The sequence below is a fragment of the Enterobacter cloacae complex sp.6700776 genome (assembly GCF_048284255.1).
GTDB lineage: Bacteria > Pseudomonadota > Gammaproteobacteria > Enterobacterales > Enterobacteriaceae > Enterobacter > Enterobacter intestinihominis.
This window is the reverse complement of sequence record NZ_JBLVYK010000009.1, coordinates 1-13,764: the sequence shown is the minus strand read 5'-3', so window position 1 is coordinate 13,764 and position 13,764 is coordinate 1. Positions and strand designations below refer to the sequence as shown.

Sequence of the window (13,764 nt, the reverse complement as noted above, 5' to 3'; positions counted from 1 at the left end):
GCGCTACGCTTACCTGCCTACAGGTAAAGCGGCAGCGCCATCAAAATGTTATATCAGTTCGGGCACTTATAGACCTGGCCGTTCATCTGGCTGGCGGTTGGCACAAAGCTGGACAGCATACCCTGCGTCGGGCTGCTCACCCCGTAAATCACGTTGCCGCCCATTGCCGCAGCCTGATTACGCAGGGCATTGGCCGCACCGCGCATAGAGCCGCCCTCCTCGCCGTGCTGCCCTGACATCCAGTTGCTTTGCTCGCCAGAGGCGGTGCCTAACAGCTGGCATTCGGTGCCCGGCTTATCTTCCACAAAGCGAACGCTCTGGCCCGCTGCCGTCAGCTCATTGCTGGTGCTACAACCCGCCAGCAGCAATGCTGCACCTACAATCCCTGCACAGACTTTTATGCGCATGTTATTCCTCGTTTTCAATAAGCTGGACAGTAGTTGTCCGCGTGTAAACCTTATACTAAAAAGATGACCAAAAGAAAAATGCTGAGCATTTCTGCGAGCCAGATTCCGCTGGCACTCCTCCGACATCTTAAATGAATTCTGATAATAACCTTTGGGATATCGTGTTTTAGCCCCCGATCGTTTTTAGTGATGCGACGTACAACTTTTGTACGGGACTAAAAAAAAGGGGGTTTCATGAGTGCATCATCCTCAGGAGAGGAAAAAGTAACCTGGGTGGGCTATCTGGCGTTCGTGCTCACCATCGTATTTTTCTCAGGTTTTTTCGCCAAAAGTACTGAATGGTGGCGCGTGCTGGATTTTACCGTCCTGAACGGCAGCTTTGGACCGGTGAACGGCGCCCTAACGTTTCGCGGCGAGGGTGGCACAGGAGCGAAAGACGGTTTTTTGTTTGCCCTTGAACTGGCGCCCTCGGTCATTTTATCGCTCGGGATCATTGCCGTTACCGAGGGGCTGGGCGGGCTGCGCGCCGCACAACAGCTCATGACGCCCATTCTGCGCCCGCTGCTCGGCGTGCCGGGCATCTGCTCTCTGGCGCTTATCGCCAACCTGCAAAATACCGATGCAGCCGCAGGGATGACCAAAGAGTTGACCGACGAAGGGGCGATTACTGACCATGAACGCGCCATTTTCGCCACCTTCCAGACCAGCGGTAGCGCCATTATTACCAACTATTTTTCTTCCGGTGCCGCACTTTTTACCTTTATTACCGTCCCGGTGATCGCGCCGCTTGCCGTCATTCTGGTGTTCAAATTCGTTGGCGCGAACTTCCTGCGACTGTGGATCGCCCACATGGAAGTTCGTCGCGTTCAGGAGGAAAAATGATCGCCCAGACGCGTAAAAATATCATGGACTTGTTTATCGATGGCGCCCGCCGCGGCTTTACCATTGCCACCACCAGCCTGCTGCCGAACGTGGTCATGGCGTTTGTCATCATTCAGGCGCTTAAGGTGACCGGCCTGCTGGATATTGTCGGCAGGGTATGCGAGCCCATCATGGCCCTGTGGGGGCTTCCGGGTGCGGCGGCAACGGTACTTCTGGCCTCGGTGATGAGCATGGGCGGCGGCGTGGGGGTTTGCGCCAGCCTGGTCGTCGCCGGCACGCTCAGCGGCCATGATGCCACCATCCTGCTGCCCGCCATCTACCTGATGGGCAATCCGGTGCAAAACACGGGCCGTTGCCTGGGCACTGCAGGCGTCAACCCGAAGTATTATCCGCACATCATCGCTGTCTGCGTCATCAACGCCCTGCTCTCGATGTGGGTGATGCAGCTACTCTTCTGAGGAGATAAAAATGGATTTTTCAGTGCTGGAACCGCATCTCTTCCGCCATGCACATCTTGTTTGAGTAACGGCTCGACGGGCAATAAAAAACCCCGGGCATCGCTGCCCGGGGTTCATTCTGAGAGGTTCAGAACAACATGATTACATCATGCCGCCCATGCCACCCATGCCGCCCATACCACCAGCAGCACCTAAGTCAGGCGCGTCGCCTTTAGGCATGTCGGTTACCATGCATTCGGTCGTGATCATCAGGCCAGCTACAGATGCCGCGTACTGCAGAGCAGAACGGGTAACTTTAGTTGGGTCCAGGATACCGAAGTCGATCATGTTGCCGTATTCTTCAGTTGCTGCGTTGTAACCGTAGTTACCTTCGCCCGCTTTCACGTTGTTCGCAACTACTGATGGCTCTTCACCGGCGTTGGACACGATCTGACGCAGAGGGGCTTCCATTGCGCGAAGCGCAACTTTGATACCTACGTTCTGGTCTTCGTTCTGAGCGGTCAGGCCAGCCAGTTTAGCGGCTACACGCACCAGCGCGACACCACCACCAGCAACTACGCCTTCTTCTACCGCAGCACGGGTCGCATGCAGGGCATCGTCAACGCGTGCTTTCTTCTCTTTCATTTCAACTTCGGTCGCAGCACCAACTTTGATTACCGCAACGCCGCCTGCCAGTTTCGCTACGCGCTCCTGCAGTTTTTCACGGTCGTAATCGGAAGTTGCTTCTTCGATCTGCTTACGGATCTGACCAACACGGCCCTGAATAGCGGCTTCTTCACCCACACCGTCGATGATGGTGGTAGTGTCTTTGTTGATCACAACGCGTTTCGCCTGGCCCAGGTCTTCCAGGGTCGCTTTTTCCAGCTCCATACCAATCTCTTCAGAGATCACGGTACCGCCGGTCAGGGTAGCGATATCCTGCAGCATCGCCTTACGACGATCGCCGAAGCCAGGTGCTTTAACCGCTGCCACTTTCACGATGCCACGCATGGTGTTAACCACCAGAGTCGCCAGCGCTTCGCCTTCAACGTCTTCAGCAATGATTACCAGCGGCTTGCCTGCTTTCGCAACGGCTTCCAGCACTGGCAGCATTTCGCGGATGTTGGAGATTTTCTTGTCAGCCAGCAGGATGAACGGGCTTTCCAGCTCAACAGCGCCAGTTTCTGGCTTGTTGATGAAGTATGGGGACAGGTAACCGCGGTCGAACTGCATACCTTCAACCACATCCAGTTCGTCTTCCAGACCAGTACCGTCTTCAACGGTGATCACGCCTTCTTTACCGACTTTATCCATCGCTTCAGCGATCAGTTTACCTACGGTTTCGTCGGAGTTAGCGGAGATAGTACCAACCTGAGCAATGGCTTTAGAGTCAGAGCACGGTACGGACAGCGCTTTTAGCTCTTCAACAGCAGAGGCGACAGCTTTGTCGATACCACGTTTCAGATCCATTGGGTTCATGCCCGCAGCAACGGCTTTCAGGCCTTCGGTGATGATCGCCTGCGCCAGTACGGTCGCGGTGGTGGTACCGTCACCAGCAGCGTCGTTCGCTTTAGAGGCAACTTCTTTCACCATCTGTGCGCCCATGTTTTCGAACTTGTCTTCCAGCTCGATTTCACGTGCAACAGAAACACCATCTTTGGTGATGGTTGGCGCGCCGAAGGATTTGTCCAGCACGACGTTACGGCCTTTCGGGCCCAGAGTGACTTTCACTGCGTCTGCCAGTACGTTTACGCCGCGGAGCATTTTTACACGAGCGTCGTTACCGAATTTTACGTCTTTAGCTGCCATGTTCTTATTTCCTCAAATTCGTACAGTTTCGTGCGTTAATTACGCTTCAACAATTGCCAGAATGTCGCTCTCGGACATGATCAACACTTCTTCATTGTCGATCTTCTCGGATTTCACGCCGTAGCCATCGTTGAAAATGACGATGTCACCAACTTTAACGTCCAGTGGCTGCACAGTTCCGTTTTCCAGGATGCGGCCCTTACCGACAGCGATGATTTCGCCACGCGTTGATTTTGCTGCTGCTGAACCGGTCAGAACGATGCCGCCAGCAGACTTGGTTTCAACTTCTTTACGTTTGACGATCACACGATCATGTAACGGACGAATACTCATTGATAGCTCTCCTTTGAGAAAGTCATTATCAGTTATGGATGACGCCGGTCCGCATGCGGTTTTCCGGCTAGTGCCCTGAGAGATGGGGATAGCTTTTTACCCCTTCAAGGGGTAATCGAAAAAAAATTTGCGAAAGTGTTACCATCCACTCTCTTTTGATGGTGGCGGGACGAGGTAAATGAGTGGACTCAGGCAGGAGTTGGGGCTGGCGCAGGGCATTGGCTTACTCTCAACGTCTTTGTTAGGCACGGGCGTTTTTGCGGTTCCCGCGCTGGCGGCGTTGGTTGCCGGCAATAACAGTCTTTGGGCATGGCCGGTGCTGATCGTGCTGGTGTTTCCGGTGGCGATTGTCTTTGCCATACTCGGGCGGCACTTCCCGAGCGCAGGCGGCGTAGCGCATTTTGTCGGCATGGCGTTTGGGCCGCGAATGGAACGCGTCACCGGCTGGCTATTTTTGTCGGTGATACCCGTTGGCCTTCCGGCAGCCCTGCATATCGCAACCGGCTTCGGACAGGCGCTGTTTGGCTGGCACGATGAACAGCTGCTGCTGGCTGAACTCGGTACGCTGGCGATTATCTGGTGGGTTGGCTCACGCGGGGCCAGTTCCAGCGCCAACCTGCAAACGCTGGTCGCCGTGTTAATCGTCGCGCTGATCGTCGCCATCTGGTTTGCGGGTGACATTACGGTGGCGGATATTCCTTTCCCCGCGATTAATGACATCGACCACACACAGCTTTTCGCTGCACTATCCGTCATGTTCTGGTGTTTCGTCGGTCTGGAGGCGTTCGCTCATCTGGCATCCGAGTTTAAACAGCCCGAGCGTGATTTTCCCCGCGCCCTGATGATTGGCCTGCTGCTGGCGGGCACCGTGTACTGGGCCTGTACCGTACTGGTGCTGCACTTCAACGCGTTCGGTGAAGAGAAAGCCGCCGCCGCGTCGCTGCCGGGCATCGTGGTGCAGCTGTTTGGCGTTAAGGCCCTGTGGGTAGCCTGCGTGATTGGCTATCTCGCCTGCTTTGCCAGCCTCAACATCTATATTCAGAGCTTCGCCCGGCTGGTGTGGTCTCAGGCACTTTATAAACCGGATAGCCCCCTCTCACGCCTGTCAAAGCGTCAGCTTCCGGTGAATGCGCTGAATACCGTACTGGGCTGCTGCGTGGTGAGTTCCCTGGCCATTTATCTCCTCGACATCAACCTTGACGCGCTGATTATCTACGCCAACGGTATTTTCATCATGATCTATCTGTTGTGCATGCTGGCGGGCTGTCGGCTACTGAAAGGACGCTTTAAGGCGCTGGCGGCTATCGGGTGTGTCCTGTGCCTGCTGCTGCTGGCGATGGTGGGATGGAAGAGTGTGTACGCCATCGTCATGCTGGCAGGGCTGTGGGTGTTTTTACCGAAGCGGCAAAATCCGCAGGCCCGGTGAGCGAGCGCCACCGGGCAAGAAACTTACCGATCGTCTTTATGATCTAACCGGTCGCGCTGCTCATCCTTACGCTGATATTCCCCTTCAAAGGTATCCCCCGGGCCGGTGCTGAAACCACCGCCTGGCATACGGCTGAAACGCAGATGCGGCAGCAGCTTCATGGTCAGATGCTTCTGCACCGGCGGCAACAGCAACAGCAGGCCGAGGAAGTCTGTAAAGAAGCCCGGCAGGATCAGCAGCAGGCCAGCAATAATCAGCGACACGCTTTTGATCATCTCGGCGGCCGGGCTTTCACCTGCGGCCATCTTCTGCTGCATTAACAGGAAATTTTTGAAACCCTGATTGCGCACCAGCGACATGCCGATGACGGAGGTGAAGATCACCAGAATCAGCGTCAGCAGGACGCCCAGCACATGGGCAACCTGGATGAAAATCGAAATCTCAATGTAAACATAAAGAAAGAAAGCAATAAATGGTATCCAGCGCACTGGCATCTCCTGTGTGGCAGGTGCCCTCTGGCCCCTGACTGAATGTGTTCGCGAAGCGCGTAGATAAGAAATGGTGACGGTTAGCCAAAATTCAATCGGTTTGCACGGATATTTTTTCTGGAAATATTAAAGCGGTGACATATTTCACAGATTAATAATTATCATGAAATCGGGTCGATAATAAGTGATCCAGCTTACGGCAATTCGCTATCATCAGCATATGATCTCGAACATCTGGCCGATTGAGGGAATAATCGTCGGTCATAAAATATTCAAAACCACATATCTACTGTGTGTTTAGTACAATCCATCGGCAGCTTGAAAAGAAGGTTCACATGTTAAACAACATTCGTATCGAAGAAGATTTGTTGGGTACCAGGGAAGTTCCAGCGGATGCCTACTATGGTGTTCACACTCTGAGAGCGATTGAAAACTTCTACATCAGCAACAGCAAAATCAGCGACATCCCTGAATTTGTGCGTGGCATGGTGATGGTAAAAAAAGCCGCGGCTCTGGCAAACAAAGAGCTGCAAACCATTCCTAAAAGCGCTGCAAATGCGATTATCGCCGCGTGCGATGAAGTGCTGAACAACGGCAAATGCATGGATCAGTTCCCGGTTGACGTCTATCAGGGCGGCGCAGGCACCTCCGTCAACATGAACACCAACGAAGTGCTGGCAAACATCGGCCTGGAGCTGATGGGTCATCAGAAAGGTGAATACCAGTACCTGAACCCGAACGACCACGTTAACAAATGTCAGTCCACCAACGACGCCTACCCAACCGGCTTCCGCATCGCGGTGTATGCCTCTGTCGTCAAACTGGTCGACGCGATTAATCAGCTGGGTGATGGCTTCCAGCGTAAAGCCGTTGAGTTCCAGGACATCCTGAAAATGGGTCGTACCCAGCTGCAGGACGCGGTGCCAATGACCCTCGGCCAGGAGTTCCACGCGTTTAACGTGCTGTTGAACGAAGAGACCAAAAACCTGCTGCGCACGTCCGAACTGCTGCTGGAAGTGAACCTGGGCGCTACCGCCATCGGTACACGCCTGAACACCCCGGATGGCTATCAGCAGCTGGCGGTACAGAAGCTGGCTGAAGTGTCCAACCTGCCGGTTGTGCCTGCAGAAGACCTGATTGAAGCCACCTCAGACTGCGGCGCCTACGTGATGGTGCACAGCGCATTGAAACGTCTGGCGGTGAAACTGTCCAAAATCTGTAACGACCTGCGCCTGCTCTCCTCCGGTCCGCGCGCTGGCCTGAATGAAATCAACCTGCCAGAGTTGCAGGCGGGTTCATCCATCATGCCAGCTAAAGTGAACCCGGTGGTGCCAGAAGTGGTGAACCAGGTTTGCTTCAAGGTGATTGGTAACGATACGACCGTCACCATGGCCTCCGAAGCCGGTCAGCTCCAGCTGAACGTAATGGAGCCGGTGATTGGCCAGGCGATGTTTGAATCTATCCACATTCTGACAAACGCCTGCTACAACCTGCTGGAAAAATGCATTAACGGCATCACCGCGAATAAAGAAGTGTGTGAAGGCTACGTCTATAACTCCATCGGCATCGTCACCTACCTCAACCCGTTCATCGGCCACCACAACGGCGATATCGTCGGGAAGATTTGTGCCGAAACCGGTAAGAGCGTGCGCGAGGTGGTTCTCGAGCGAGGATTGTTGACCGAAGCCGAACTGGACGATATCTTCTCCGCCCAGAACCTGATGCACCCGGCATATAAAGCGAAACGATATACCGATGAAAGCGAACAGTAACCGTTCAGGCTAAGCTTCCGAAAGGCACGTCACTTGTGACGTGCCTTTTTTCTTTATGGCCGTTACCAAAACACAACAATTCAATATCAACTTGTTAATAAGCAAGGCAGGTCTTTATGTTTGGAGCAGAACTCGTCATCGTCCTGTTGGCGATTTATTTGGGCGCACGACTCGGGGGTATCGGCATCGGCTTTGCCGGCGGTCTCGGCGTGCTCGTACTTACCCTGATCTTTCAGATTAAACCCGGCGCAATCCCTTTTGACGTTATCGAAATCATCATGGCGGTTATCGCTGCCATTGCGGCCATGCAGGTCGCTGGCGGTATGGACTACCTGGTGAGCCTGGCGGAGCGTATGCTGCGTCGTCATCCAAAATACATCACCTTCCTTGCGCCACTGGTGACCTGGTTTATGACCATTCTCGCCGGTACTGGCCATACCGCTTTCTCCACGCTGCCGGTCATCACCGAAGTGGCGAAAGAGCAGGGTATTCGCCCGTCTCGCCCCCTTTCTATTGCTGTAGTCGCCTCCCAGATTGCGATCACCGCCTCGCCCATTTCCGCGGCAGTGGTCTTTTTCGCGGGTATTCTCGAGCCGATGGGCGTAAGTTATCTGACGCTGCTGGCGATCTGTATTCCGGTCACGCTGATTGCGGTAATGATCACTGCCGTGCTGTGTAACTTCCTCGGCGCCGAGCTGAAAGACGATCCGGTTTACCAGGAGCGCCTGGCAAAAGGTGAAGTGAGCCTGCGCGGTAGCCAGGTCTTTGAGCTGAAGCCGCATGCAAAACGCTCCGTGCTGCTGTTCCTGATTGGTATCGTCGCCGTGATGTTCTACGCGACCGCCATCAGCGATACGGTAGGTCTGATCCAGAACCCGGTTCTGCCGCGTAACGAAGCGATTGTGGTATTTATGCTGACCATCGCGACGCTGATCAGTATCACCTGTAAAATCGACACCAGCGAAGTGCTGAACGCCAGCACCTTCAAATCCGGTATGAGCGCCTGCGTGTGCGTGCTGGGTGTGGCGTGGCTCGGTGACACCTTCGTGAAAGCGCACATCAGCGATATCCAGACAGTTGCAGGCGACCTGCTGCACAACTATCCGTGGCTACTGGCGGTGGTGCTGTTCTTTGCCGCAACGCTGCTGTACTCCCAGGCTGCGACCACCAAAGCGCTAATGCCTGCGGCACTGATGCTGGGCGTGACGCCGCTGACGGCGATTGCCTCTTTCGCGGCGGTTTCCGCCCTGTTCGTGCTGCCAACCTACCCAACCCTGCTGGCCGCGGTTGAGATGGATGACACCGGCTCGACCCGTATCGGTAAATACGTGTTTAACCACGCGTTCCTCATCCCGGGCGTGGTGGCGATTACGCTCTGCGTGGTCCTCGGCTTTATCATCGGCGGCATTGTGCTGTAAACGGTTAGCCGTTGTAAAAATAGTTAAAAACGGGCCGCGCTGCGGCCCGTTTCATTAATGACCAATCACATGGCGTGATATAGTGAAGACTTTCGTGATGAGGAGGTCGACTTGTGAACACGCCTGATGCTGTTGTTGTACTGTGTACCGCCCCTGATGAAGCTTCTGCCCAGGATCTCGCCGCCAAAGTGCTGGCCGAAAAACTGGCTGCCTGCGTCACGCTACTTCCCGGCGCCACCTCCCTTTATTACTGGGAAGGCAAGCTGGAGCAAGAGTACGAAGTCCAGATGTTGCTCAAAACCAATCTGACCAACCAGCAGGCGCTCCTCGACTGCCTCAAGTCTCATCATCCTTACCAAACCCCGGAGCTGCTGGTGCTGCCAGTGGTCCACGGCGATAACGATTATCTCTCATGGCTCAACGCTTCTTTACGCTGATCCTGCTGCTGTGCAGCACGTCAGTTTTTGCCGGGTTGTTTGACGCGCCCGGCCGTTCGAACTTTATTCCTGCCGACCAGGCATTCGTTTTCGACTTTCAGCAAAACCAGCACGATCTCAGCCTCACCTGGCAGGTGAAAGAGGGTTATTACCTCTATCGCAAGCAGGTCAGCATCACGCCGGCAAAGGCTGACGTCGGCGCATTGCAGATGCCCGCTGGCGAATGGCACGAGGACGAGTTCTACGGTAAAAGTGAAATTTATCGCCAGCGCTTAAGCGTGCCCGTCACGGTGAATCAGGCGGATAAAGGCGCTACCCTGACGGTGACGTATCAGGGTTGCGCCGATGCGGGCTTCTGCTATCCTCCTGAAACAAAGGTCGTTCCGCTTAGCGAAGTGAAAGCGGCGGCCTCCCCTCTCCCCTCAGGGGAAATGGCCAGTGTGAGGGGTGAAGGCGAAGCCGCTTCAGACCTTCCGTTCTCAGCGCTTTGGGCGTTATTGATTGGTATCGGCATCGCCTTTACGCCCTGCGTACTGCCTATGTACCCGCTTATCTCTGGCATCGTGCTGGGTGGTAAGCAACGCCTTTCCACCGCCCGCGCGCTGTTGCTGGCCTTTATCTATGTGCAGGGCATGGCGTTAACCTATACGGCGCTCGGCCTCGTGGTCGCCGCTGCCGGGTTGCAGTTCCAGGCCGCCCTTCAGCACCCCTATGTGCTTATCGGACTGTCAGCAGTGTTTATTCTGCTGGCGCTGTCGATGTTTGGCCTGTTCACTCTGCAACTGCCCTCTTCCCTGCAAACCCGTCTGACGCTAATGAGCAACCGTCAGCAGGGGGGCTCTGCGGGCGGCGTGTTCGCCATGGGTGCCATCGCCGGGCTGATTTGCTCCCCTTGCACCACCGCGCCGCTGAGCGCCATCCTGTTATACATTGCCCAGAGCGGCAACCTTTGGCTCGGCGGCGGCACGCTGTACCTTTACGCGCTCGGCATGGGTCTGCCGCTGATCCTTGTGACGGTATTTGGCAATCGTCTGCTGCCGAAGAGCGGCCCGTGGATGGAGACGGTGAAAACCGCGTTTGGTTTTGTCATTCTGGCGCTACCGGTCTTCCTGCTGGAACGCATCATCGGTGATGTATGGGGTACGCGTCTGTGGGCTATGCTCGGCGTGGCCTTCTTCAGCTGGGCATTTATCGTGAGTCTGGGTGCGAAGAAACCGTGGATGCGCCTGCTACAGATCCTTCTGCTGGCGGCCGCGCTGGTGAGCGTCCGTCCGCTACAGGACTGGGCGTTTGGCACCCCGACAGGTCAAACGCAGGCTCATCTGAATTTTATACAGATTAAGAACGTGGACGATCTCAACCGCGCCCTGGCGCAGGCGAAAGGAAAACCGGTCATGCTCGATCTCTATGCCGACTGGTGCGTGGCCTGCAAAGAGTTTGAAAAATACACCTTCAGCGATCCGCAGGTACAACATGCGCTGAGCGATACCGTTCTGCTCCAGGCGAACGTTACCGCCAACAGCGCGCAGGATAAGGCTCTGCTGAAGCAACTTAACGTGCTCGGGCTGCCTACCATCCTATTCTTCAATGAACAGGGGGAAGAACAGCTGACGCAGCGTGTAACCGGGTTTATGGACGCGACGGCATTCAACGCGCATTTGCGCAATCGCCAACCGTAAACAACACTTTAGACGGGATAAACCGTTGGGAATAGCGGAGGAGATAACCGTGCAACGCGAAGACGTACTGGGACAAGCCCTGCAATTACTTGAGATTCAAGGGATCGCCAGCACCACGCTTGAGATGGTAGCCGACCGTATCGATTACCCTCTGGATGAACTTAAGCGCTTCTGGCCGGATAAAGAGGCGCTGCTGTATGATGCCCTGCGCTATCTCAGCCAGCAGGTGGATATCTGGCGCAGGCAATTGATGCTGAATGAAGAGCTGACCACCGAGCAAAAGCTGCTGGCACGCTATACCGCACTGACGGAGTGTGTCACCAACAACCGTTACCCAGGCTGTCTGTTTATCGCCGCCTGCACCTACTTCCCCGATCCCGGACACCCCATCCATCAGCTGGCAGATCAGCAAAAACGAGCCGCGCACGAGTTCACACACGAGCTGCTGACCACACTTGAAGTGGATGATCCGGCAATGGTCGCGAAGCAGATGGAGCTGGTGCTGGAAGGTTGCCTGAGCCGCATGCTGGTGAACCGTAGCCAGGCGGATGTGGATACGGCGCACCGTCTGGCGGAAGATATTTTGCGGTTTGCGCAGTGTCGTATGGGTGGTGCACTGACCTAAGCCAGCATTCCCGTCCAGGCGGAAATAAACAAACACAGCGCCATTGCACGTTGAAATCGCACCATCGCCACGGTGGTGCGGAAAATCCGGTTCACCGCCTTCCCCAGCCACGCCCAGCACAACAAACAGACCACTGAGATCGCCAGAAACCATAGCGCCATCAGCGAAATATCCCGTAATGCATGGTCGCTTGCCGGAGCAAACAGGCTGACGACGGCCAGCGCCATCATCCAGGTTTTTGGGTTTACAACCTGTAATAACGCCGCTGCCCGCGCGGTAAATCGGACATGACGCCTGGAGGAGAGATTCGCGGCCGGGGCGCTAAACAGCTGCCAGCTCATCCAGGAAAGCCACAGCACACCCGCCCAGCTCATCACCTGACGTATCAGCGGGTACTGGCGTAACACTTCTCCTGCCCCAGCGCCTGAAACCAGAACAATAGCGCTGGCGGCAATACACCCACCCAGGATCGCAGGAATCGTATTTTTTACGCCAAAGTGCTGACTGTTAGCCAGTACCAAAATATTGGTTGGCCCCGGCGTAATCGAGGCGACAAATGCAAACAGCAGGAAGGGTATTAAATTCACAGGTGGCTCCTTTTAGTAGAGCCATGAATGTGCCGTTATTTTCTGGAAACGTCTGGAAGGTTTGTGCACAACCGACGGTAGTGTGCCGGAGAAATACGGTACGCCCGCTGGAACCAGCGACCAAGATGGCTTTGATCGGCAAAACCTACTGCCGTCGCCACATCAACAGGCAGTTCCCCATACGCCAGCATCTGTCGGGCCTTTGCCAGGCGCAGCTGGATAAGCCAGGCGTGCGGCGCAAGGTGAAATTCACGCTTAAAGCAGCGGGTGAGCGTAAAGCGATCCGTCCCCGTCTCCCGCGCAAGGTCTGACAGCCCCACGTTCTCGCCGATATGCGCATAGAGATAGTCGCGGGCACGATGCGCCACAGCGGAGCTTTGTAACTGCGACGGGAGTTTCTTCCGCCAGTGGCAGTGGGCTGTAATCTTAGTGAGCAGGTTATCCATTGTGCTCTGTTGTACGATCTTCATCTCATCGTTATGCAGCGAGGCAAATGTATCACCGATAGCGCGCACCAGCTGAGGCTCTCGCGTCAGCGTTTGGGCAAAGTGGAGGGTGTAACTCCCGGGAGTAGAGTTATACAGCCCTTGAAGCGTACGGGTGAGCCAGTGTTCATCCAGATAAAAGGTCAGATAAGTAAAGCCACCCTCTACCGGTGCATCACCGTCATGTATTTCACCAGGCTCAAGTAAAAAAGCATCGCCCGGCTGGCTACGGTGGCGTTCACGGCGACAGTGGAACTGCTGCGTACCGGAAAGGGTTATTCCGACCAGATAGCTATCATGCCAGTGGGGATCAAAGGCATGTCCTTCGAAATGCGCCTTAATTGTCTCAATACCTGTTTCTGCATGCTGACGCAGCTCAAGCCAGTCGTTTGCCATACTGCCCTCCTCTTACCGTCAGCATTGTCACATCTTGCCTGAACTGTCTGGAAGATTTGTGCATTTTCAGCGCACAAACGGACAGATTGCCGCAAACTTAAGCAGTTGAACAGCTTTTCCCGAAATAATGTTGACGATCGCGCGCGATTGCGGTTTAATGCGCTCCGTTGCCCGGATAGCTCAGTCGGTAGAGCAGGGGATTGAAAATCCCCGTGTCCTTGGTTCGATTCCGAGTCCGGGCACCACTATTTAAAGAACCCAGCCTATGGCTGGGTTTTTGCTTTTCTGCGCTTATCAAAACCTTACCTAAATTTTATTCCTGTATCTCTTCCCGATGAGGTCGTGCGGCCGGCATTGCCCGGTGGCGCTGCGCTTACCGGGCCTACAAAACCCGCAGGCCAGATAAGGCGAAGCCGCCATCCGGCATGTTTTTCCGCGCACAAAGCAAAAAACCCCGCACCTTCCGGTACGGGGTTCTTCCTGATTGATGCCTGGCAGTTCCCTACTCTCACATGGGGAGACCCCACACTACCATCGGCGCTACGGCGTTTCACTTCTGAGTTCGGCATGGGGTCAGGTGGGA

14 protein-coding genes, 1 tRNA gene and 1 rRNA gene are annotated in these 13,764 nt (G+C 55.1%); 9 read left to right on the top strand and 7 right to left on the bottom strand.

The window, feature by feature from the left end; translation table 11 throughout:
- Positions 1-53 precede the first annotated feature (53 nt).
- Positions 54-407 (bottom strand): DUF4156 domain-containing protein, encoded by a 354-nt coding sequence (locus ACNQ0T_RS14460; protein ID WP_046620972.1) that lies wholly within the window; start codon positions 405-407, stop codon positions 54-56.
- 234 nt (positions 408-641) lie between these two features.
- Between ACNQ0T_RS14460 and ACNQ0T_RS14455 the strand changes: the two genes are divergently transcribed.
- Both ACNQ0T_RS14455 and ACNQ0T_RS14450 read left to right on the top strand, forming a co-directional pair.
- A complete protein-coding gene (locus tag ACNQ0T_RS14455) occupies positions 642-1,289 on the top strand; it encodes a nucleoside recognition domain-containing protein (protein WP_038415111.1) in 648 nt (215 codons plus the stop codon).
- The gene (locus tag ACNQ0T_RS14450) at positions 1,286-1,747 is read left to right on the top strand and encodes a YjiG family protein (protein ID WP_022646800.1); all 462 of its coding nucleotides are present in this window, start codon (positions 1,286-1,288) and stop codon (positions 1,745-1,747) included. Before ACNQ0T_RS14455 ends, ACNQ0T_RS14450 begins: the two co-directional genes overlap by 4 nt.
- 141 nt (positions 1,748-1,888) lie before the next feature.
- Here the strand turns inward: ACNQ0T_RS14450 and groL are convergent, their stop codons facing one another.
- Together groL and ACNQ0T_RS14440 are read right to left on the bottom strand one after the other, a co-directional pair.
- A complete protein-coding gene (groL, locus tag ACNQ0T_RS14445; protein WP_006810416.1) occupies positions 1,889-3,535 on the bottom strand; it encodes a chaperonin GroEL in 1,647 nt (548 codons plus the stop codon).
- Positions 3,536-3,574: 39 nt separating this feature from the next.
- Positions 3,575-3,868: a co-chaperone GroES gene (locus ACNQ0T_RS14440; protein ID WP_003855929.1), complete on the bottom strand. Its 294-nt coding sequence runs from the start codon at positions 3,866-3,868 to the stop codon at positions 3,575-3,577.
- A 178-nt stretch (positions 3,869-4,046) separates the two neighbouring features.
- Here ACNQ0T_RS14440 and yjeH point away from each other — a divergent pair, with 178 nt between their 5' ends.
- Complete coding sequence (yjeH, locus tag ACNQ0T_RS14435; protein WP_023299120.1) at positions 4,047-5,294, top strand: L-methionine/branched-chain amino acid transporter; 1,248 nt, start codon at positions 4,047-4,049, stop codon at positions 5,292-5,294.
- A 23-nt stretch (positions 5,295-5,317) separates the two neighbouring features.
- Here the strand turns inward: yjeH and ACNQ0T_RS14430 are convergent, their stop codons facing one another.
- Complete coding sequence (locus ACNQ0T_RS14430) at positions 5,318-5,782, bottom strand: FxsA family protein (RefSeq protein WP_003855925.1); 465 nt, start codon at positions 5,780-5,782, stop codon at positions 5,318-5,320.
- Between the two features lie 335 nt (positions 5,783-6,117).
- Between ACNQ0T_RS14430 and aspA the strand changes: the two genes are divergently transcribed.
- From aspA to ACNQ0T_RS14405, 5 genes are all read left to right on the top strand, one after another.
- Positions 6,118-7,554 (top strand): aspartate ammonia-lyase, encoded by a 1,437-nt coding sequence (gene aspA / locus ACNQ0T_RS14425; protein WP_003855923.1) that lies wholly within the window; start codon positions 6,118-6,120, stop codon positions 7,552-7,554.
- 116 nt (positions 7,555-7,670) lie between these two features.
- Positions 7,671-8,972: an anaerobic C4-dicarboxylate transporter gene (locus ACNQ0T_RS14420; RefSeq protein ID WP_008502949.1), complete on the top strand. Its 1,302-nt coding sequence runs from the start codon at positions 7,671-7,673 to the stop codon at positions 8,970-8,972.
- Positions 8,973-9,085: 113 nt separating this feature from the next.
- Complete coding sequence (gene cutA, locus ACNQ0T_RS14415; RefSeq protein ID WP_003855908.1) at positions 9,086-9,409, top strand: divalent cation tolerance protein CutA; 324 nt, start codon at positions 9,086-9,088, stop codon at positions 9,407-9,409.
- Positions 9,385-11,088 (top strand): protein-disulfide reductase DsbD, encoded by a 1,704-nt coding sequence (locus ACNQ0T_RS14410; protein WP_063841696.1) that lies wholly within the window; start codon positions 9,385-9,387, stop codon positions 11,086-11,088. Before cutA ends, ACNQ0T_RS14410 begins: the two co-directional genes overlap by 25 nt.
- Positions 11,089-11,137: 49 nt before the next feature.
- Entirely contained in the window at positions 11,138-11,713 is a 576-nt protein-coding gene (locus ACNQ0T_RS14405; protein WP_022646797.1) for a transcriptional regulator, read from the top strand.
- On the opposite strand, the gene ACNQ0T_RS14400 is transcribed toward ACNQ0T_RS14405, so the two are convergent.
- A complete protein-coding gene (locus ACNQ0T_RS14400) occupies positions 11,710-12,300 on the bottom strand; it encodes a LysE family translocator (RefSeq protein ID WP_023299118.1) in 591 nt (196 codons plus the stop codon). The two genes, ACNQ0T_RS14405 and ACNQ0T_RS14400, sit on opposite strands and share 4 nt — an antisense overlap.
- Before the next feature lie 35 nt (positions 12,301-12,335).
- Positions 12,336-13,181, bottom strand: coding sequence for an AraC family transcriptional regulator (locus ACNQ0T_RS14395; RefSeq protein WP_046620959.1), 846 nt, complete (start codon positions 13,179-13,181; stop codon positions 12,336-12,338).
- Between the two features lie 169 nt (positions 13,182-13,350).
- On the opposite strand from ACNQ0T_RS14395, the gene ACNQ0T_RS14390 reads away from it, so the two are divergent.
- A tRNA-Phe gene (locus tag ACNQ0T_RS14390) sits at positions 13,351-13,426 on the top strand.
- A gap of 244 nt (positions 13,427-13,670) precedes the next feature.
- On the opposite strand, the gene rrf is transcribed toward ACNQ0T_RS14390, so the two are convergent.
- A 5S ribosomal RNA gene (gene rrf, locus ACNQ0T_RS14385) occupies positions 13,671-13,764 on the bottom strand; the annotation flags it as partial.